This window comes from Bradyrhizobium prioriisuperbiae (genome assembly GCF_032397745.1).
Taxonomy (GTDB): domain Bacteria; phylum Pseudomonadota; class Alphaproteobacteria; order Rhizobiales; family Xanthobacteraceae; genus Bradyrhizobium_A; species Bradyrhizobium_A prioriisuperbiae.
This window is the reverse complement of sequence record NZ_CP135921.1, coordinates 5,453,422-5,473,991: the sequence shown is the minus strand read 5'-3', so window position 1 is coordinate 5,473,991 and position 20,570 is coordinate 5,453,422. Positions and strand designations below refer to the sequence as shown.

The following is a 20,570-nucleotide window of genomic DNA, read 5'->3' as shown; positions in this document are numbered from 1 at the left end:
GCATCACGGCGGATGGATTTCATCGCTTCGGCCAGAACGGCTCGGCAACTGCGAGCCTCTCCGGGAAGACGGTGACCGGGATTCCTTTTTGCCATTGCACGACGGTCATCTCGGCGTCGACACGCCGGCCCTTGTCGTCGAACTTGATCAGGCCGCCGGGATAATACTTTGACGGACCGCCATCCATGGTGCGCAGCGTATCCGCCACCGCGGCCTTGTCGGCCTTGCCGGCTTTTTCCAGCGCATCCTTGATCACCCAGATGTCGCCGTAGGTGGAGATCGCGTTCTGGGTCATCCAGGGTTCGTTGAAGCGGGTCTTCAACTCCTTCACCAGCTCCTCGTGGCCCTTGGTGGCCCAGCTGCCGACGCAGGTCAGCACGCCCTGCAGCAAGTCCGGATTGATGGTCTGCAGGATGTCCGGCTCGGCAATCGCGATCCCGAACGAGATGGTGGGAATGCGCCCCTGCCCGAGACCGAACTCGTTCATCTTCTCCAGCACCAGCTTGCCATCGGAAATCACCGTCGGCAGGAAGAACAGGAGATCAGGTCGCGCGGAGCGCACCTTCTGCACCAGCGGTGTCGCATCCGACAGCGGCGGGGTGAAGGTTTCATCCATCACCAGATCGAGGCCGAGTTCCTTGAGCAGGCCTTCACGCATCGGCTTCACGGAGGCGATCGAGGCACCGGTGTTGTCGGTGATGATGGCCACCGTCTTCGGCCGCTTGCCGGATGCGCTCTCGGACAGCTTCATGATCAGCGGCAGCGCCTGGCGGGCCTGCGAGGCCGCGGTGGCCGAGGTCTGGAACACATATTTGAAGCCGCGCTCGGTGATCAGATCCGAATAGGACAGCGTCAGCACCGGCAATTGCGCCCGCTCGGTCACTTCCGTCACCGCGAGCGTGAACGAGGAGAGATAGGCGCCGCTGGCGGCCACCAGATCCGTCTCCTGCGCCACCATGCGCTGGGCCGCGTTCTTGGCCTTCTCGGTGGTGTCGCCGGAATCGATCACCACCAGTTTCAGTTTCGCGCCGCCGAGCGCCTTGACGCCGCCGGCCTTGTTGACGTGATCCACCGCCATCTCGGCGCCCATCTTCATCACCGAGCCCGGCCGCGCATAAAGCCCCGACAGCGGCACCAAAAGGCCGACCTTGACCTCCGCGGGGGCCTGCGCAAACGCGCGCGGCGCGGCGATGCCGAGTGCGGTGGCGGCGAGCAGAGTTCGCCGCGTCAAAGCAAGCTGTGCTCGACCAACGTAATCCGTCACCCTGAGGCGGCCATCCGCAGGATGGCCCTCGAAGGGCGACGGCCCGTGTGCGCGCGACCTCGGCCGTTCATCCTTCGAGGCTCGCTTCGCGAGCACCTCAGGATGACGGAGCTGGTCTGCTCTAAATTCATCGCAACCCGGTCTTGGTTCCGGCGATCTGCGTTCGTCCATGTCGATTCCCTCCGGATTTTTTGTTGTATTTTGATGGTCAGCCGCGCTTCGGCCAGAACGGCTCGGCCACCGCGAGATCACTGGGATAGACCGTGACCGGCACGCCGTTCTGCCATTGTACGATCACGACACCGGCGCCGACGCGGCGGCCCTTGTCGTCGAATTTGAGGCTGCCGCCGGGATAATATTTGGCGGGGCCGGCATCGATCGTGTGCAGCGCATCGGAGACCGCGGTGCGATCGGCCTTGCCAGCCTTCTCCAGCGCCTCCTTGATCAGCCACATGTCGCCGTAGGTGGAGACCACGTTCTGGGTCATCCACGGCTCCTTGTATTTGGCCTTGAGGTCGGCGAGCAGCTTCTCCTGCCCCTTCACCCCCCAGTTCGCCACGATGGTCATGATGCCCTGCACCACCTCGGGTGACACGCTCTGCAGCATGTCCGGCTCGGCGATGGTGATGCTGAACGAAATCGTCGGGATGCGGCCCTGCCCCAGGCCGAACTCGTTCATCTTCTCCAGCCCGAGCTTGGCGTCGGAGATCGCATTGGGCATGAACAGGAACAGGTCGGGCCGGGTCGAGCGCACCTTCTGGATCAGTGGCGTGGCGTCGGTCAGCGGCGGCGTCCACACCTCGTCCATCACAAGCTGCAGGCCGAGCTCCGGGAACAGCTTCTCCTTGAGCGCCTTGGCGGTGGCAATCGAGGTGCCGGTGTTGTCCATGGCAATGGCAACCGTCTTCGGCTTCTTGCCGGAGGCCGTTTCCGCGAGTTTCATCAGTTGCGGCAGACCCTGCGCCGATTGCGAGGCTGCGGTCGCCGCGGTCTGGAAGATGTGGCGAAACCCGCGATCGGTCAAAAGATCCGAATAGGACAGCGTCAGCAGCGGCAAGCCTGCGCGTTCCGTCACCTCGCTGACCGCCAGCGTGAACGAGGAGAGATAGGCGCCGGTGGCCGCAACCAGATCGGTCTCCTGCGCCACCATGCGCTGCGCCGCGTTCTTCGCCTTCTCGACGGTGTCGCCGCAATCCAGCGCGACCAGTTCGAGTTTCGCGCCGCCCAGCGCCTTGATGCCGCCGGCCGCATTGACATCGGCGATGCCGAGTTCGGCACCCATCTTCATCACGGCGCCGGGCCGCGCATAGAGGCCGGAGAGCGGCACGATCAGTCCGACCTTGACGTTTTGCGACGCCTGCGCGCGGGCGAAACCCGTGCCCGCAAGGCTGATGGCAGCGGCGCCGCCCAGAAGTGTGCGGCGATTGAGAGACATCCTGTGGTCCGTCATGGTTTTCCTCCCTGTTGAGCCGCTTGTGCGGCTTCTGATTTGATCCCGTGTTGAACTACATGCCGAGATAGGCTTGCCGGATCCGGTCGTCGGACCGCAGCGTCGCCTTGTCGCCGTCAAGCACCACCCGCCCCGCCTCCAGCACATAACCGCGGTCGGCGGATTCCAGCGCCTCGGCCACGCGCTGCTCCACCAGCAGGATGGTCAATCGCGTCTGCGCGCGGATCTCGATCAGCTTCTCGAAAATGAAATCGGCGATTGCAGGCGCAAGCCCCATCGACGGCTCGTCGAGCATCAGCAGCTTTGGGCTCGATGCGAGCCCGCGCCCGATCGCGACCATCTGTTGCTCGCCGCCGGACAATGTGCCGGCGAACTGGTTGCGCCGCTCCGCCAGCACCGGCATCAGGGCGAAGATCTGCTCGATGCTGTGTTTCCAGGCGCGGCGGCCGGACTCGGTGAAGGCGCCCATCTCCAGGTTCTCCATCACCGACAGCGAGGGAAACACCTGGCGCCCCTCCGGCACATGCGCGATGCCGAGATGCGGACGCTGCGCCGCGGGGAGCTTCAGGAGATCGACGCCGTCGAAATGGATCGCGCCCGCGCTGGGACGCACGATGCCGGAGATGGTCTTGAACAGCGTGGTCTTGCCGGCACCGTTCGGGCCGACAATGGCAACGAACTGCCCCTGCTCGACGCTGAGCGAGACGTCCTTGAGCACCGGCACCACCGAATAGCCCGCACAGATTCCCTCAAGCCTGAGCATGGGTCACCCATTTTTTGCCGAGATACGCCTCGATCACCCGCGGATCGCGGGTGACGTGTTCCGGCTCGCCATTGGCGAGCACCGCGCCGTGGTCCAGCACCAGGAACTCGTCCACCAGCCGCACCATCGACTGCATGGTGTGCTCGATAATGACGATGGTCATGCCTTCGCGGGCCAGCCGCTGCACCACGGCGGTGACTTCGTCGGCCTCGCCGTGACCCAGTCCCGCAAGCGTCTCGTCGAGCAGCAGCAGGCGCGGCTTGCCGGCGAGCGCCCGCGCAATCTCCATCAGCCGCAGTTCCTTGGTGGTGAGTTCCGCCGCCACCTTGTCGGCGACCGCGCGCAAGCCGGCGCGATTGACAGCGTCATCCGCCAGCCGATGCGCCTGCTCTTCGCTTTGGGCCTGCACATAGGCGCCGACACGGACATTGTCGCGCACCGACATGCGCGGGAACGGCCGCATCACCTGGAAGGTGCGTCCCACCCCGGCGTGGCACAGCACATGCGGCTTGTTGCCGACCATGTTGCGGCCCTCGAGCAGCACCTCGCCGGTGTCGGGCCGCAGAAAGCCGTTGAGCAGGTTGAACAGCGTGGTCTTGCCGGCACCGTTCGGGCCGATGATGCCGAGGATCATGCCCTGGTGAACGTCGAACGAGACGTTCTGCACCGCCTTGAGGCCGCCGAACGATTTCGACAGGCCCTTGACCTGCAGCAGCACCTTGTCGGTCCGCACCCGCTCGCTGCGGTTGGCGGCGCGGGCTTCGGCCGTCGCGAACGCCACCACATGCGGCGGCAGTTCCGGCGCGACGGGTGCATCTGCCACGGGCTTTGCCTGCCGGCGCATGAATCGGTCGCGCAGCTTCCAGAACACGCCTTCGGGCGCCACCAGGATCACCACGATGATCGCCAAACCGAAGATCACGCCCTGGATGCCGGGAATCCGCGCGCCGAGTTCAGCGTGCAGGATTTCCGACACCGGAATCAGTACCGCAGCACCGATCAGGGGACCCCACACGGTGCCGACGCCACCGAACATGGTGACCGTCAGCGCCTGGGCCGATACCAGCATGCCGAACACCGACGGCGGCGTGACCACCAGCAGCACCACTGCGTAAAACGCGCCGACGGCACCGGCGATGGCGCCGGACAGCGCGATGGAGCGCAATTTCCACACCAGCGAATTGATGCCGGCGGCTTCTGCCGCCGCCTCGTTCTGCTTGATGGCGAGCAGCGCCATGCCGAACCGCGATCCCTCGACGGCCCGGGTGATCAGCACGATGACCAGCAGCAAACCGAGCGCCACCAGGGTATAGAGCCGCGGATCGGAGAACTGCATGTAGGCGAACGGCGCCTCGCGCTTGATCGGAAGCGTCAGCTCCTGATATCCGAGCCACTCGAACACGTAGAGCATCGCCAGCGGATAAGCGAGCATCGCCAGCGCGAAGTAATGTCCGCGCAGCCGGAAGGTCGGGAAGCCCACCAGCAGTCCCGACACCCCGCCGACCACACCGGCGATCGGAATCAGAACCCACGGCGAGATATCGAAGTAGATCTGGCCAAGCGCGGTGGTGTAGGCGCCGAGCCCGAAAAACGCGGCATGGCCGAACGAGACGAGACCGGTATAGCCGGACAGGATGTTCCAGGAGAGTCCGAAGCTCGCCCAGACCAGGACCAGCGTCAGCATCAATTGATAATAGGAGTTGGTGACGACCAGCGTCAGGCACGCATAGATCGCCACTGCGATCAGGATCGGGGCAAGGGAGCGAACGCTGAACATCATGTGCGCTCCACCATGCGGCCAAAGAAGCCCTGGGGACGCAGGAAGATGATCATCAGGAACACCACGAAGATCGCGGCGTTCTGCAATTGCGTCGGCAGCACCAGGGTCGAGAGCTGCTGCACCAGGCCGATGGTCATGCCGCCCCAGAACGCGCCGATGATGCTGCCCATGCCGCCCAGCACCACCCCGGCATACATCACGATGACATAGTCGATGCCGATATAGGGATGGAACGGATAGTTGGTGGCCAGCAGGCCGCCCGCCACCGCGGTCACAGCCGCGCCGAGACCGAACGCAATGCGGTGCGAGCGGTCGATATCGATGCCCATGTAAGTCGCCGCCACCGGATTGTCGGCGGAGGCGCGCAGCGCCTTGCCAAGCCGGGTCCGGGTGATCAGCATGGCGAGCGAGGCCATGGCGATAACCGAGATCAGCGCGGCGATGCCGCGCGACTTGTTGACAAAGATGCTGACGAAATCACCCCACAGCGGCCCGATCTCCCAGGCGCTGGACGACAGCGGCGTGCGGATCGAGGCCAGCACCGAGCCGAACACGATCAGGCCGCCATTCTGCAGCACCAGCGCGACGCCAAGCGTCAGGACCAGTTGCGCGAAATGCCCCTCGCCCTCGAGCTGCGCGGTGCGCGGCCCGGTGACGCGCGAGATCAGCAGCTTGTGGAGCCAGTAGCCAAACAGGAACAAAAGCGGACCCGACAGCAGGATCGCCACATAGGGACCGACAACATTGCCGAAGCCCGCCTGGATGCCCGCCGACAGGAACAGGTAGTAAGCGGCGTACATGCCGAGCATCATGAAGTCGCCCTGGGCGAAGTTGATGACGCGCATGATGCCGAAGATCAGCCCGAGCCCGACACACATCAGCCCGTAGATCGCTCCCGCCAACAGCCCGGCAACCAGCGCCTGCAAAATGTTCTCGACCACTTGCGATGTCATCGTCTGCGCCTCGCGCAGACGGCGCACGCGCCGCTCCTTGTTCTGTTCATCATTTCCTCCTCGTTTTTGTGTCGGGCTTGGCGCCCGTATTGTTTTTTGTCGTGATGGTCAGGCTCTGGACCGTGCGCCCGGCCGCGAGGCCTGTGCACGCGTTTTGGCGTTGCGGCTGCCCGACGCGCAGAGATCCGCAATCCGGCCGGCGCGCTCCTCCCGCTCCAGGCCGTCAACCATTTCCTCGATGGCGTCGGCGCGCTCGGTGCCCACGACCGCGCTCGCCGCCGCGCGAAACCGCGCCCGGATCTCGCTTTCGGTCGCAGCCACCACATCGGCCACCCGCCGGCTGATCCGTCCGCCGGACGAGAGTCCAACTTCGACCTCCGCGCCCTGGGCGGCGGGAAATGCCGCGGTGAAATCCGCGTCGCGCTTCAGCCGGATCAGCCGCGCCAGCCGCAGCACCGCGGGATCGTCGAGCCGGCGATAATTGTCTTCGGTGATGGACTTGCGCACCAGCGCCGCGGCGACGCCGTACTGGATGCTCATCTTGGCCTGCAGCGCCCGCTCAAAGGGCCCGGCGAAATCGCAACCGGGATAGGCGATGGCCGCGTCGGGCAGATGCACGGTAACGCTGTCGATGGCGTCGGTGCTGTCGATCTCCTCGGCCACCCGGATCGAGGCCTGGCATGCGGTCTGGGCGAAATTGCAGGCCGGCACCGGCTTGTTATAGACGGCGAGAATCTCTTCCTCGCCATCGGGGAACAATGTGATCGCTGCCGGCGGACGGGTACGCCCGATCGCGGCGAACAATCCAGCCTCACCTTCAAGGATGCGTTCAGAGCCATAGGCGCCGGCCTGCGCCAAAGTGATCGCCGAGATGGCGCTGCGCGCCGCAAAGCCGGGATGGAAATACATGTCGCTGCCGCCTTCATGCGGCCACTGGTTGAGCCCCGCGGACGTATTCGCGGCCAGCGCCAGCGCCGACACGGCGGCGTCTTCATCCAGCTTGAGCAGCACGCTGCCCGCCACAGCGCCAGCCAGCGGCCCAAGCAGTCCGGTCGGCCGGAACAAACGCGCGAGTTCCGCAGTCATCAGCGCCCGTCCAACACGCCCGCCGACCTCGTAGCCAACCGCAGTCGCCGTCAGCAGCTGAGCGCCCGACACGGGCTCACGCTGCGCCAGCGCCAGCAGCACCGGCCAGAGCACCACGCCATGATGCGCGATGCTGCCGGCATGCATGTCCTCACGCACCAGGCCGTGCCCGAGCGTGGCGTTGGCAAAGGCCGCGTCGGCTGGAGGCGTCACCACGTCGGATCCGATAATGGTGGATCCCACCGTCAACCGAGGTGCGAGCGCGAGCGCCTGCCGGCTCCACGGCAACTCGCGCGCCTCGAACGCGCACGACAGAAAATCGAGCAGGCAGATCTTCAGCTTGGCCTGCGCCGCCGCCGAGATCAGCGGGAGTTGCGTCGACCGCGCGGAGCGGACCATGGCGCGCGCCAACGAAACTTGACGCGGATCGGGACGTTCAATCTTCCCCATGGCCCTGGTCCTGGCTTGCGCTACAGCACGATGGTTCAACGTCATCCGTCACCCTGAGGTGGTCATGCGCAGCATGGCCCTCGAAGGGCGACGGCCGCGGCATCAGATGCCCAGGCCGTTCATCCTTCGAGGCTCGCCCAGCGGTGCAAGTGCACCGCAAGGCTCGCACCTCAGGATGACGGAACATGAACTACCCCCTGATCTCGACGCCGGCCCACTCCTCCGACAGTTTGGCGATCGAGGTGAAATCGGAGTCGGGCCCATACTTGGCCTGGGTCAGCGCCAGGATCTGGCGCACCACCGCGCCCATGATCATGGGCACGCCCATCGCTTCGGCCTCGTCGAGGCAGAGCCGGACGTCCTTGTAGGACAGCGCCGTGGCGAAGCCGAAGTCGAAGGTGCCGGGCAGCACCGAGCGCGGAAACTTGTCCTGTGTCGCGCTGTTGCGGCCAGAGCTGACATTGATGATGTCAAGCAGGATTTTGGGATCGAGCCCGGCCTTGACGCCCATCGCCATGCCTTCCGACGAGATGACGAGAGCGGCGGCCGCCAGCAGGTTGTTGACCAGCTTCGCCGTCTGCGCGAGGCCGGGCTTCTCGCCGGTGTAAAACACCTTGCCGAAATGCTTGAGGATCGGCGCGACCTTGCTGTCGAAGACATCGCGCGGCCCTGATACCATCAGCGCCAGCGTGCCTTTCTTCGCACCTGCGATACCGCCGCTGACGGGCGAATCCACGAACGTCACCTGTCGCTCGCCGAGTCCCTTCGCCACGATGGTCGCAACGCCGGGGCCGGTGGTGGAGAGGTCGATCACCGTGCGCACCCGGTTGCCATGGCCGAGGCCATTCTCACCAAGCGCCACTGCCTTGACGATGTCGGGCGTCGGCAGGCTCACCAGCACGATCTCGGCGGTCGAAGCCACCTCGCCAGCGGTGCGCGCCAGGCGCGCGCCACGCGCGACCAGCGGCTCTGCTGCGGCCGCATCCTTGTCGTACACGCACAGCGAATAGCCCGCATCGAGCAGGCGCGAGGCCATCGGGCCTCCCATGCGGCCGACACCGACAAAACCGAGAAGCTCACCCGCCATTCCGAAATCCTCCCTCGCCCGCGGTTCGCGACCGCCGGTCAAAATTGCTGGAGGGAAGCTAGCGGGAGATGTGGCGGAGCGGGATTGCCGTTTACGGAATAACAGCTTTCCCGCGCGCGGTGTGCGGCGGTTCGTCCTTGCGCGTGGACGGCTTGGTTTTGCGGTCGCCCGGCGAGAGCCAGCGGCCCTGCTGCACAAGGTCGCGGACCTGGCTGCGCACCATCTTGGCCAGCGCGCGGGTCGCCGCCGTGGTCGGACGCTGGCTCGAGGTCGCCAGGATCAGTTGCCGCGTCAGCACTGGATCGACAATCGACCAGCTCTTCATCCGGCCGGCTTCGATCAGGTGGCGCGCCGGCCCATAGGACAACAGCGTGTAGCCCAGGCCGCGTTCGACAAGACTCAGTGTCGACGGCATGGCGTCGACTTCAAGCACGATGTTCGGCTCGATCGCCGCATCACTCAGGATCGCATCGACCACCAGGCGCAAGCCGTGCGGGCGGCTTGGAATGATCATCGGCAATTGTGCAAGGCGCGACGCCTGCACCGGACCGTCGGGCAGCCCGGCGGGATCGTTCACCGGTCCGAGCAGGCTGATTTCTTCCTGCAGCAGCGGCTCGGCGCTGAGATTGCTGACACGCGGGGCATTATAAAGCACCGCGACATCGATCTTGCCGGTGATCAGCCACTCCAGCAGATGGCCGCTGAATCCCTCCACCACCCGCATCGAGATCAGCGGAAATTCCGCGCGAAAACTCTGCACCAGCGGCACCGTCAAAATCGTTCCGACCGACGGCGGCATGCCGATGGCGATGGTGCCGCGCGGTGACGAGCGCAACGCCATCACCTCCGACGTCGCCCGCGTCACGGTGTCGAGCACGCCGCCGGCGTAACCGTGCAGCAGCTTGCCCGCCTCGGTGAGCACAATGCCGCGGCCGTTGCGATAGAACAGTTCGATGCCGAGCTCCTGCTCCAGCGCCTTGATCTGCCGGCTCAGCACCGGCTGCGCGATCGACAGCACCGCGCCCGCGCGCGAGAACGAGCCGAATTCAGCCAGGGTGGCAAACGCCTTGAGTTGCTTGAGGTCCATTGCGTTCCCGGCGCGGACACGTCCGTTGTCCACGGTTTCGTCATAACAGCTAGCACACGCGCGACTGCGGACACAGGTCCCGGCGTCTGGCAGGTTTCGCACGCATAAGCCAGCCGCCGGTCAAGAGCGCGCAAGGGAGGATCATAATGACTGACACGAAAAGTGGAACCGTTCTTCTGACCGGAGCCGGCGGTGGATTGGGCCGGGCCATCGCCCGCGCTGTGGTGGCGACCGGCCGGCGCGTGGTGCTGGCCGACCGGAACGCGGATTCACTCAATGAGTTCGCTGCCGAGCTCGGCGCGATGGCGCATCCGATCCTGATCGACATTACCGATCACGCCGCCGTCGACCGCATCGCGGACAATCTGCTTGCGGCATTTTCACCGATCGACGTGCTGATCAACAATGCCGGGCATGACATCGGCGGCCGCACGCGTTTCGACGAGGGCTCGCCCGACGACTGGACCGATATCATCCGCACCAATTTGATCGGAACCATGCGCGTCACCCGTGCCGTGGTGCCCGCGATGGTTGCGCGCAATACCGGCCACATCGTCAATATCAGCTCGATCAATGCGGTGCGGATCGTGCCCGACATGGCCGCCTACTCCGCCAGCAAGGCCGGCGTGCGCATGTTCACCGAAACCCTGCGCGGCGAGCTCGCCGAGAGCGCCGTGCGCGTCACCGAGATCCTGCCGGGCCTCACCCGCACCGGCATCATCGTCACCCGCTATCGCGGCGACCGCGAGAAGGAGAAGGCCTATTTCGATCAATTCAAGATGGCGCTGGAGCCCGAGGATGTCGCCCGTGTCATCGTGTTCGCCCTGGAGCAGCCGCCGCATGTACAGATCGCCGAAATCATGGTGTTGCCGGTGAACCGGTATTGAGGGGTGAAGCTAGCTTTGCGGGACAAACTCTGGTTCGCGGGTTGCCGCCCGGCTTGAACGCATAGGCGCCCAGATTTTCGGTGTGCCGAGGCGCGCCAACATTATTCTGTGTCATCGCCCGGCCCTTGACCGGGCGATGACACAGAGAGTGGCGAAACGCTTCAATTCCCAGCGCCCATGTTATCAAGGCCCGGCGATGACACAGTGGGGATGATCCGTCATGCGATACGGTTACCTCTGCGGAACCTGCGTTTGCAACTGGTGACAGCTTTGGACATGATCGCGCAGTCCCTCATGATAGAGAGATCCGCGTGTCCTTCCGCCATTTCGCCCTCAGCCTTGCCGCCCTGCTCGCCCTCGCCGGTCCCGCCCGTGCCGACGATTATCCATCACGTCCGGTGCGCATTGTCGTGCCGTTCGCCGCCGGTGGCGGTACCGACCTGATCACCCGGACGCTGGCCGACATCATCGCCAGCGAGTGGAAAGCGGCGATCGTGATCGAGAACAAGCCCGGCGGCGGCACCACCATCGCGGCGCAGGCGGTGGCCACTGCGCCGGCCGACGGCTACACCCTGCTCGCCACCTCCAACAGCTTCCTGGTGTCACCGCTGCTGATGCCGACGAAGCCCTATGTGTGGGAGCGCGACTTCACCGGCGTGACGCTGTTCGCGGTCAGCCCGCACATCCTGGTGGTGCATCCTTCGGTGCCGGCCAAAACGTTGCCTGAATTCATTGCCTGGGCGAAGGCGCAGGACGGCAAGGCCGCATTCGCCTCGTTCGGCTCGGGATCGTCGAACCATCTCGGCTTCGAAGTATTGAAGCGCAAGCTCGGCATCGAGCTCGTGCACGTGCCTTATAAAGGCAGCGCGCCCGCGATGAACGATCTCGTCGCCGGCCATGTGCAGGCGATGCTCGGCGACCTGCAAAACGTGTCCGAACAGCTCAAGGGCGGCACGCTGCGCCCGATCGCCGTAGCCAACGAAAGCCGCATCCCGTCGATGCCGGATCTGCCGACCCTCAATGAACTCGGCGTCACCGGCTTCACCTCGAAATCCTGGTTCGGCGCGTTGGTGCGCAAGGGGACCTCGCCCGAGATCGTTGCCAAATGGAGCGCGGCGTTCGCCGATGCACTGAAGCGTCCCGCGGTCAAAGAACGACTGGCCTCGCTCGGCGTCGATCTCGTGGGATCGTCGCCGGAGCAGATGCAGGCGTTTCTCGCCAGCGAAGCGGCGAAGGCCGAAGACGCGGTGAAACTCTCCGGCGCGAAGATGGAATGACTGCTACAAGGCGCGGCGCAACCGGGCCTTCGCCGCCTTCACCGTGTTCTCCATCAGGCAGGCAATGGTCATCGGACCGACGCCGCGCGGCACCGGCGTGATGGCGCCGGCCACCTGCACCGCCTCCTCAAACGCGACGTCACCACGCGTATCGTAGCCGCCGTCCGGCCGCGCCACGCGCGTGGTGCCGACATCGATGACGATGGCGCGGGGCTTGATCCAGTCGCCGCGCACCAGGCCCGGCTTGCCGACCGCACTGACCAGGATATCCGCGCCGCGGCAGATGAACTGGATGTCGCGGGTGTGGACATGGGTTTGGGTCACGGTCGCCCGTTCGTCCAGCAGCAGCGCGGCCATCGGCTTGCCCACGATATTGGAGCTGCCGATCACCACCGCGTGGCGACCGGTGAGATCCGGCACGACCGATTTGATCAGCTTGAGGCAGCCCAGCGGTGTGCAGGGCACCAGCGAATCCGCGCCATGCAGCAGGCGGCCGGCATTGAGGGCATGCAGACCGTCGACATCCTTGGCCGGATCGATCGCGGCCATGATACGCAGGGTGGTGATGTGCGCGGGCAGCGGCAGCTGCACCAGGATGCCGTCGATGTCGTCCCGTGCATTCAGGGTCGCAATGACCGCAAGCAGCTCGGCTTCGGTGACGCTGTCAGGCAGGATCTCGGCTTCGCCGCGCAGGCCCAGCCTCGAAGCCATCGCGACCTTGCCACGGACATAGATGTGACTGGCCGGATCGTCGCCGACCAGCACGACGGCCAGACCGGGCGCGCGCGGGAGCTGAACGAGCTCAACCGCAACGGCGTCGAGCAGGGTTTGAGCGTGGTGATGTCCGTCAATGATGGCCGCAGTCATGATTGTCGCAGTCATGGCACCTCCTGTTGAGAGTGGTGCCCAGGCGCGCGGCAGATCGTCCCTGCGTTCCCCGATGGTGGTCCATCAAAGCGCCAGTTGCGCAGAGGCCCGCCTGATAGCGGCTTGGCCCGGCAAAGGCAATGGCCAGCATACTCCAGGCGCAGCCTCGCCCCGCATTTCGATCGCCTTGCCCCACCCCGCCGTCCTCGTGATAATCCCCATCAGACGCTCACATCGACCCTGCACATCGAACCCTGACAAGGACGGCGCATGACTGAACTCTGGCAATTGACGGCAACGGATCTGGCGGCCCTGATCCGTGCGGGCAAGGCGTCTGCGCGCGACGCGGCCACCGCGGCGCTCAAGCGCCTGGATGCGGTCAATCCCGCCATCAACGCCGTGGTCGACCACCGGCCCGATGATGTGCTGGCCCGCGCCGATTTCATCGATGCGGCCATCAAGCGCGGCAACGAGGTGGGCCCGCTCGCCGGCGTGCCGATCACGATCAAGGTCAATGTCGACCAGGCCGGCTTCGCCACCACCAATGGCTTGAGGCTGCAGCGCGACCTGATCGCGACGTCCAATAACCCCGTGGTGGACAACCTGCTGAAGGCAGGCGCCGTCATTGTCGGCCGCACCAACACCCCGGCGTTCTCGTACCGCTGGTTCACCTCCAACCAGTTGCATGGCGAGACCAAGAACCCGCGCGATCCCGCGCTGACGCCGGGCGGCTCCTCCGGCGGGGCAGGCGCCGCGGTTGCCGCCGGCATCGGGCATATCGCCCATGGCACCGATATCGCGGGCTCTGTTCGTTACCCGGCGTACGCCTGCGGCGTGCACGGCCTGCGGCCGACGCTCGGGCGCATCCCCGCCTGGAATCCGTCATCGCCGGAGCGCCCGATCGGCCCGCAGATGGGCGCGGTCTCCGGCCCGCTGGCGCGCAGCATCGGTGATCTGCGTCTTGCGCTAGCAGTCATGTCGGCGCGCGATCCCCGCGATCCCTGGTGGGTGCCGGCGCCGCTCGAAGGGCCGAAGGCCGCCAAACGCGCCGCGGTCTGCGTTGCGCCCGACGGCCTCAAGGTCGCACCCGACATCAAGGCCGCGGTGCTCGATGCCGCAAAGCGGCTGGAGCGCGCCGGCTGGGTGATTGAGGAGGTCGCCACGCCGCCGCTGGCGGAGCCGTCCGATTATCAGACCCTGCTCTGGCTCGCCGACAATTACGACGCGCAGGTGGCCGCTGCCGAAAGGGAAGGCGATCCCGCCGCCATCAATGTGCTGCGCAATCATCGCGAGCGGGCCAAGGCGTTCGACCTCGCCAAATTCTCGACCCTCTTGACCCGGCGCGCGACTCTGGTGCGCGAGTGGCTGGCGTTCTTCGAGAAATATGCGGTGCTGGTGATGCCGGTGTCGGGCGAACTGCCCTTCGCCAACCAGCAGGACATGCGGGATGAAAAGAGCTTCGCCGAGATCTGGCATGCGCAGATGCCGCAGATCGGCCTGCCTTTTCTGGGGCTGCCCGGCCTCGTGGTCTCGACGGGCCTGGTCGGCCGCACGCCGGTCGGCGTGCAGATCGCCTCCAGCCGCTTCCGCGAAGATCTCTGCCTCGCGGCCGGCGAAGCGATCGAAGCCGGCGGCACGCCGCCCTCGCCGATCGATCCGGTGACAGCGTAAACAAGTAGCCCGGATGAGCGAAGCAACATCCGGGAAACCGCTGGTCGGCCGCACGCCGGTCGGCGTGCAGATCGCCTCCAGCCGCTTCCGCGAAGATCTCTGCCTCGCGGCCGGCGAAGCCATCGAAGCCGGCGGCACCCCGCCCTCGCCGATCGATCCGGTGAAGTGAGGTAAGGCTTTCTCTCAAACATTTCTCCGTCATCCTGAGGTGCGACCCCTGCGGTGCGCTTGCACCGCAGGGCGAGCCTCGAAGGATCAACGGCCCCGGCCGTCGCCCTTCGAGGGCCGCGCTACGCACGGCCACCTCAGGGTGACGGATAACTTCGTATCGTTACGCGCTACCCCGTCTTCGCGGATTGGCGGGTTTTTGAAGGGTCGACATCAGCCAGATCAATGGCTTAGCTCGAAAGGTCTTCACTACAGCGGCTGGCTTGGTTGACGGCGGCTGTGGTGATCCTGGGCGGCGGTTGCGGTGGCAGCCGGAGCTTCAGCCGATCAATCAGGAGCTGCAGTTCCGGTTCGGGATGGGTGTAGCGGGTGAGCAGGATCTCGCGCCCATCTGTGGTCGGCAGATGGACGTCGATCATCTGGATGGCGGCGAACTTTTCGAGCGCGCGACGTGCGGTCAAGCCCGATGCGAGGGCATGAAGCCGGCGCGTCAGCGTGACCTGCATGCAGTAGGCCAGGAAGGCGATGAAGATGTGGGCCTCGATCCGGACCTCGTCTTGATGGAACACCGGACGAATCGCCAGGTCGCCCTTGAGATTGCGGAACGCTTCTTCGACGGCAACGAGTTGGACGTAGTATTGCCAGAGCTGGGCGGGGTCATTGTCGGCGAGGTTGGTGCGCAGCAGATAACGGCCTTCGCGACGTCGGGTCTTTCTCAATCTGTTTCGATTGAGTGCGAAGCTGAAGCTCGGGCGCTGCTTGTCGATCTCGATATCGACCAGACGCCAGGCCGCCGGCGCTTTGGATCGCGCGCCGCCAAGCTTCATCAGCAATTCTTCGCGCGTGATCTCCATCGCATCGATTTGCCTGAGCCGTTTCCACAACCACTTCAGCTGCCGCCGGCGCATCGCGCGTTCCTTACTGATCCGATCGGCGCTTTGAGCGAAGACGTAGAGCTCACCGTCCTCGGACAACAATTTGACCTGCACGCCCTCCCGCGCGTCCTGCCAGGGCTTGTCCAGCAGATGCTTCTCCAGCCGGTTCAGGCGTCCCTTCGGCGTACCGACCAGATATTGCACTGGCGGATCGCTGTGGCGCATTTCGGCCAGCACGGCCTCGGTCGGCACGCCACGATCCATCACCCAGACCCGGCGCGCCTTGCCGTATTGCTGCTCGATCTTGGCAAGGAACATCCGCAGTGTCTTGTTGTCAGCGGTGTTGCCGGGCAGCACCTCGTAAGCCAACGGCAAGCCATCGGGCGTCACCACCAGCGCGATTACCACTTGCGGGCAATCCGGCCGCTTGTCGCGGCTGTAGCCGTGGCGGCGCTTGCTGCCTTCCGGCAAGTCCGATGCGTTGACCTCGAAGTAGCTGCTGGTCAGATCGTACAGCAGCACGTCGAAGTCGGCATTGAACAAATCGCGCCAACGCCCGACCAGATGCGAGAATAGCGCCTCCTTATGCGCGAGCAGCAGATCGTGGCAGGCATAGAGTTTGTGCTCTTCCGCGAGGCCGAAGTCTGCTCCCAGAAGATCGGCCATTGCGCTCTGACCGAACCATTGCCGATGCAGCCGCCACTCGCTGCCCGGCGCGATCAGCCGGTAGGTTGCCAGCACCTGCAGGATCTGGTCCCACCTCGTCTTCTTGCGGCTTGGCGGCAGCCGCTCTGCCCAGAACCAATCGAGCTGAAGCTCCTGCCACAACTGTCCGGCCAGCCAGCAGGCGCCCCATTGCCGCGGACGTCGAAGCTGCATCTCGGACAGGCGTAGCTGGACGATCGACGCATCGCCCGCGATCGCCTCGCATCGATCTTCCGGAAACAGCGACAACGTTCGCGCATGTCCGGCGTCTTCGTCGAGCACGTCGATCGCCTTGCGCCACGCCGCTGCCTGCGAGGAATTGATCTCACCGAGATACAGCACATGCCGCTGCACCACTCGCCCGTTATCGAGACGCTTGTTCTCGACAACGTTCCAGTAGCTGTGCGTCTTGCCGTTCTTCTTTCGCTCGGTGCGTCGCAGGAACATGGCGCTGCGAATCTATCCGCACCGTCACGTCATTGGGAATCCGGTAGGTCTTCACTACAGCCGTTTTCGGCCGATTCCGGACACCTCACCCTTTGCAGATCAAAGACTTAGCTCGCCAAAAAATCGCAAAATCGCGATTTTCCAGCGCGAATCCGCGAACTCGGGCTACCCATCCAGCGCCGGATAGCAGCGGAAGATTCCCTCCTCGTTGAACGGAATCCGGCGCTCGCTCGCGAGATACGCACGGATGTTCGGCCTTTCCGCAACCCGATCGTGCAGTTCGACGATGCGCGGGATATCCTTCTCGATCTTTTTCATCGCCTTGGGAAAGGCATAACGCAGCCCTTCGACGATCTGGAACAGCGAGAGGTCGGCGTAGGTCAGCCGGCGGCCGGTGAGATAGGGACCGTTCTGCTTCACCAGACCCTCGAAGTAATCGAGATATTTCGGCGCGCGCGCTTTGCGAAAATCCACCGATCGCTTTTTCGCTTCCGGCACCTGGTCCTCGTAATACAGCGACGGTCCGAGCGGATGATGGGTATCGTGGATCTCCCCCACAAAATCGGCGATGGTGAGCTGGAGCTGATGCACCCACAGCCGCCCCGGCTCCGCCTTCGGCGCCAGCCCATGCCGCGCACCGAGATAAAGCAGGATGTTGGCGGTCTGGCCGATCACCTGCTTGCCGGCGACCAGAAACGGCGGTGCGAACGGCGGCGTTTTCGTGCCCTTCCCCTCCATCAACCGATCCATTGCCGCCATGCCGCGGCTACCACGCGCAACGTCGACATAGTCAGCGCCGGCCTCTTCCAGCGCCAGGCGAACGTATTCGCCGCGGCCCTGGATCATCGGCCAGTAATGCAGTTCATAACGCATGCGGGAGATCCTTGTGGTGGACTCGAGGCCTGGCGCGGCCAGCGATTTCCACCAGCCCTTGAGTCGGCATTGTGCGGTGCCAGGATGGTATGTGACAAGTTGTGCCGTCGGTGGTGCTGCACGGCTTCGACACCCGCGGCAGGAGTGCCGTAGGATGGGTTGAGCGCAGCGATACCCATCGCGTCCCCCGTTGCCGAGATAGCGACAACAGCGACGGCGACTAACGGCAAGATGATGGGTTTCGCAAGAGCTCAACCCATCCTACATCTGCAAGGGCGGGGTGGTGAACAGAAGCCTGGCCGCCGCAACCGTGCTGGTCTGCCTGCCGACGGTTGTTGCCGCCGGCTCGCTGCTGGCGTTTGCGATCGGGATATCGATCTACGGCTTCTGAGGTTCAGGCCGCGATCTTGTGATCGCCCTGCGTCGGCATCTTGAAGATGGCGATGGTGGTGAACTGATAGTCGCAGGAATCGCACGTCCATACGAACGAGATCCGATCGCGCCCGCGCTCCGACCATGTCGGGCGGGGAATTGGATGGCCGCACTGGGCGCAGGGATTCTGGGTCGGGGAGCAATTGAATTCAGCCGCAGCCATAATGCTTCTCCCTTGATCTGCCTGTTCTCGAGAACAGGTCATGTTGCGACGGACGCTACCCCATAGCGACGACACGACAATGACGACCCGCACGAACGATAGCCGCAGCAATCATTGCGTCAAGCATGCGATGTGACGCAGTGCATGGTCAGCACTGCAGACTTGTTTTGCGGTGAAACGATGTCGCATAGCGCCCGATCGAGAGACGAATTTCCGGCACGGCCAAAGTATTCCGGCACGTTTGAAGCGATCGGTTGTTCTCTGCGACTTGAAGTGAACCAATTTTATGGATTTTGGCATGGTCGATTGCACTGCGGCGTCCGAACGTCGCATGGCAGAGATTGCGGCGCCGAAATGTCCAACCGACATCTGGGGATTTCTTTCGTCCGCATCCGGACTCCGCATCCGGACATCGATTGCCGCTTGGATTGCCGCCTGGATTCCCGCTTGGCCGACTGAGAGTCGCGCCGCAGTTTTGCCGCGCTCGGCCTATTTGATGCGGCTCAATCGCGCCCAAAGCGCTTTGCCAATGAGCTCCTCCAATGTCGCCAGTACGCACGACCGGACTGATGCTGTCAGCCCTGCTGCTGATCTCTGTGCTTTCGCCGGATGCCGAGGCACGCAGCCGGCATGGCGCGCGCGGCGTCCACGCTCACAAGAGCGCGCGTCTGGACAGTACGCCGGACCACCGTACGCGGTCCGCCCGGAGCCGACGCACCGGGACCAACGCGCGTCTCAACGAGGCCGCCGACGACGCCGACAGACTACTCAACACCAGGATCAAGAGCATCTGCCGCGGCTGCTGACGCGCGCGATCAGGCCTTTCGATCCGGATCACGGTCGTCGTGCACGCCGTGCAGCCTGAGTTCCATCCGGATCCGCCGCATCCTGGCTTCGGTCAGTGCCCGATAGGCACGGACAAATGCCAGCCTGACGGCGACGGGCAGCGAGCGGCCGCTCTTGCGGCCGAAGGCACGCGGCGTTGAATCTGCTGAAACAACCGAAGCCATGATCGTTATTCCCTGGAGGATCCTGCGGAAACCATCTCCGCGGAACAACCTGTCTGATCCCCGAGATATGAGCGAACCGGCATAGGAATTCGATGGGAACGCCGAACCTGCTTTGTAAGCGCCGCATAAGGACAGCGGGGCAACCACATGTGGACTGTCACCGAACGGTCAGGGCCGCGTCGCACCCCGTTCAAACAATCGGCTCACGCTGCCCCGCGCTCGACGAGCCGTTCATGTATTCTGTAGCGTGCGTTTGTTGCGTTTGCGTCAGCCGAAAATGGTCGCAGCCGGATAACGCGTGCCGCTCTGGGGCGCGCGTTATCCGTGTCTGCATCACCCGGGGATCAGTCGGCCTCGGCGGTCACCTGCGCGATGCTGTCAAGGACGCGTTCCCATCCCGGCTTCATCGCGTCGAAGGCAAACCGGTTCCCCGGCAGGCGGAAGCCGGCATGTTCCATCCGCAGCAGCGTGCCTCCGTCCCTCGCAGTCAATGTCCAAGTCACGACGCTGTCCAGCCGCGAGCCGTATTTGGGATTGTCGTCCGAGCCGCCCTTCCAGCTGTAGCGCAGCAAGCGCGGCGGATCGCAGACCAGGACTTCGCAATGCACCACCCCGTCCCAGCCGCCCATCGGCCGGGTCTTGAAAGTGAAGCGATGACCGACCTCGGCGACAAAATCGTTCGGCATCAGCCAACGGGCAAGCATCGCGCTGTCAGTCAGGGTGCGCCAGACTCTGTCCGGCGCATACGGCAGCACCTTTTCGACGCTGATGGCTTGTGTCTCACTGCTTTGCTGCGTCACGGACCAGTCTCCTCCAGCAGCTTCTCGAGATTGTCGAACCGCTCGCGCCAGAACACCGCATAGTGGCCGAGCCAGTCGATCATTGGCGCGAGGCCCTTTGCGTCGATGCGGTAATGCACATTGCGGCCGTCCCGCCGCTCCATCACTAGGCCCGCATCGTGCAGCGCCCGCAGATGCTGCGACACCGCCGGCTGCGACACTCTGGCCGCCTTGGTCAGCGCGCCCGCTGTCACCTCGCCCTTGCGCGCGATGCGCTCGAACACCGCCCGCCGCGTGGGATCGGCCAGCGTCTTCAAGGCTACGGTGAGTGCGGCCGCCGACATGAAAAATCTATAAGTATTTGCTTATAGATTGTCAACGCGGCCCCGCCCGAACGATCCGCAGCTGCGGCCTGCCCGGATCGCCGCAAGATCGCCGTGAAAGCGCGTCATCCTCGCCTGCAAAGAGCCTGGGATGAGCGAACAACGCAGCGAGG

At 64.5% G+C, this 20,570-nt stretch carries 20 protein-coding genes and 1 riboswitch; of the genes, 5 read left to right on the top strand and 15 right to left on the bottom strand.

Going from position 1 to position 20,570, the window contains the following annotated elements; translation table 11 throughout:
* Window positions 1-19: 19 nt before the first annotated feature.
* The 8 genes from RS897_RS25780 to RS897_RS25745 form a co-directional block, all read right to left on the bottom strand.
* Window positions 20-1,231, bottom strand: coding sequence for an ABC transporter substrate-binding protein (locus tag RS897_RS25780; RefSeq protein WP_315831542.1), 1,212 nt, complete (start codon window positions 1,229-1,231; stop codon window positions 20-22).
* 241 nt (window positions 1,232-1,472) lie between these two features.
* On the bottom strand, window positions 1,473-2,714 hold the full coding sequence (locus RS897_RS25775; RefSeq protein ID WP_315831541.1) for an ABC transporter substrate-binding protein: 1,242 nt from the start codon (window positions 2,712-2,714) through the stop codon (window positions 1,473-1,475).
* 55 nt (window positions 2,715-2,769) lie between these two features.
* Window positions 2,770-3,477 (bottom strand): ABC transporter ATP-binding protein, encoded by a 708-nt coding sequence (locus tag RS897_RS25770; protein ID WP_315831540.1) that lies wholly within the window; start codon window positions 3,475-3,477, stop codon window positions 2,770-2,772.
* Entirely contained in the window at window positions 3,464-5,254 is a 1,791-nt protein-coding gene (locus RS897_RS25765) for a branched-chain amino acid ABC transporter ATP-binding protein/permease (protein ID WP_407654568.1), read from the bottom strand. The genes RS897_RS25770 and RS897_RS25765 overlap by 14 nt, the downstream gene beginning before the upstream one ends.
* On the bottom strand, window positions 5,254-6,237 hold the full coding sequence (locus tag RS897_RS25760; RefSeq protein ID WP_315831538.1) for a branched-chain amino acid ABC transporter permease: 984 nt from the start codon (window positions 6,235-6,237) through the stop codon (window positions 5,254-5,256). The genes RS897_RS25765 and RS897_RS25760 overlap by 1 nt, the downstream gene beginning before the upstream one ends.
* Before the next feature lie 81 nt (window positions 6,238-6,318).
* On the bottom strand, window positions 6,319-7,746 hold the full coding sequence (locus tag RS897_RS25755; RefSeq protein WP_315831537.1) for an MmgE/PrpD family protein: 1,428 nt from the start codon (window positions 7,744-7,746) through the stop codon (window positions 6,319-6,321).
* Window positions 7,747-7,936: 190 nt separating this feature from the next.
* Complete coding sequence (locus RS897_RS25750; protein ID WP_315831536.1) at window positions 7,937-8,833, bottom strand: NAD(P)-dependent oxidoreductase; 897 nt, start codon at window positions 8,831-8,833, stop codon at window positions 7,937-7,939.
* A gap of 91 nt (window positions 8,834-8,924) precedes the next feature.
* Window positions 8,925-9,920, bottom strand: a complete 996-nt coding sequence (locus RS897_RS25745; protein WP_315831535.1) for a LysR substrate-binding domain-containing protein — start codon at window positions 9,918-9,920, stop codon at window positions 8,925-8,927.
* Between the two features lie 146 nt (window positions 9,921-10,066).
* Between RS897_RS25745 and RS897_RS25740 the strand changes: the two genes are divergently transcribed.
* Together RS897_RS25740 and RS897_RS25735 are read left to right on the top strand one after the other, a co-directional pair.
* Entirely contained in the window at window positions 10,067-10,807 is a 741-nt protein-coding gene (locus RS897_RS25740) for an SDR family oxidoreductase (RefSeq protein WP_315831534.1), read from the top strand.
* Window positions 10,808-11,118: 311 nt separating this feature from the next.
* A complete protein-coding gene (locus RS897_RS25735; RefSeq protein ID WP_315831533.1) occupies window positions 11,119-12,084 on the top strand; it encodes a Bug family tripartite tricarboxylate transporter substrate binding protein in 966 nt (321 codons plus the stop codon).
* A gap of 3 nt (window positions 12,085-12,087) precedes the next feature.
* Here the strand turns inward: RS897_RS25735 and RS897_RS25730 are convergent, their stop codons facing one another.
* On the bottom strand, window positions 12,088-12,951 hold the full coding sequence (locus tag RS897_RS25730) for a bifunctional 5,10-methylenetetrahydrofolate dehydrogenase/5,10-methenyltetrahydrofolate cyclohydrolase (RefSeq protein WP_407654567.1): 864 nt from the start codon (window positions 12,949-12,951) through the stop codon (window positions 12,088-12,090).
* Between the two features lie 30 nt (window positions 12,952-12,981).
* Window positions 12,982-13,061, bottom strand: a riboswitch (ZMP/ZTP riboswitch).
* A 160-nt stretch (window positions 13,062-13,221) separates the two neighbouring features.
* On the opposite strand from RS897_RS25730, the gene RS897_RS25725 reads away from it, so the two are divergent.
* Together RS897_RS25725 and RS897_RS25720 are read left to right on the top strand one after the other, a co-directional pair.
* Window positions 13,222-14,622: an amidase family protein gene (locus RS897_RS25725; RefSeq protein ID WP_315831531.1), complete on the top strand. Its 1,401-nt coding sequence runs from the start codon at window positions 13,222-13,224 to the stop codon at window positions 14,620-14,622.
* Between the two features lie 13 nt (window positions 14,623-14,635).
* Window positions 14,636-14,791 (top strand): hypothetical protein, encoded by a 156-nt coding sequence (locus RS897_RS25720; RefSeq protein WP_315831530.1) that lies wholly within the window; start codon window positions 14,636-14,638, stop codon window positions 14,789-14,791.
* Window positions 14,792-15,020: 229 nt separating this feature from the next.
* Here the strand turns inward: RS897_RS25720 and RS897_RS25715 are convergent, their stop codons facing one another.
* From RS897_RS25715 to RS897_RS25705, 3 genes are all read right to left on the bottom strand, one after another.
* Window positions 15,021-16,817, bottom strand: coding sequence for an IS1634 family transposase (locus tag RS897_RS25715; RefSeq protein ID WP_315831529.1), 1,797 nt, complete (start codon window positions 16,815-16,817; stop codon window positions 15,021-15,023).
* A 165-nt stretch (window positions 16,818-16,982) separates the two neighbouring features.
* Window positions 16,983-17,690 (bottom strand): glutathione S-transferase, encoded by a 708-nt coding sequence (locus RS897_RS25710; RefSeq protein ID WP_315831528.1) that lies wholly within the window; start codon window positions 17,688-17,690, stop codon window positions 16,983-16,985.
* Window positions 17,691-18,084: 394 nt separating this feature from the next.
* Window positions 18,085-18,285, bottom strand: coding sequence for a hypothetical protein (locus tag RS897_RS25705; RefSeq protein WP_315831527.1), 201 nt, complete (start codon window positions 18,283-18,285; stop codon window positions 18,085-18,087).
* Between the two features lie 569 nt (window positions 18,286-18,854).
* Here RS897_RS25705 and RS897_RS25700 point away from each other — a divergent pair.
* Complete coding sequence (locus RS897_RS25700) at window positions 18,855-19,091, top strand: hypothetical protein (protein WP_315831526.1); 237 nt, start codon at window positions 18,855-18,857, stop codon at window positions 19,089-19,091.
* A gap of 9 nt (window positions 19,092-19,100) precedes the next feature.
* On the opposite strand, the gene RS897_RS25695 is transcribed toward RS897_RS25700, so the two are convergent.
* The 3 genes from RS897_RS25695 to RS897_RS25685 all read right to left on the bottom strand — a co-directional run bounded on the left by RS897_RS25695 (window position 19,101) and on the right by RS897_RS25685 (window position 20,418).
* Window positions 19,101-19,295, bottom strand: coding sequence for a hypothetical protein (locus RS897_RS25695; RefSeq protein WP_315831525.1), 195 nt, complete (start codon window positions 19,293-19,295; stop codon window positions 19,101-19,103).
* A 344-nt stretch (window positions 19,296-19,639) separates the two neighbouring features.
* On the bottom strand, window positions 19,640-20,095 hold the full coding sequence (locus tag RS897_RS25690; protein ID WP_315831524.1) for an SRPBCC family protein: 456 nt from the start codon (window positions 20,093-20,095) through the stop codon (window positions 19,640-19,642).
* A complete protein-coding gene (locus RS897_RS25685; protein ID WP_315831523.1) occupies window positions 20,092-20,418 on the bottom strand; it encodes an ArsR/SmtB family transcription factor in 327 nt (108 codons plus the stop codon). The genes RS897_RS25690 and RS897_RS25685 overlap by 4 nt, the downstream gene beginning before the upstream one ends.
* Between the last annotated feature and the right edge of the window lie 152 nt (window positions 20,419-20,570).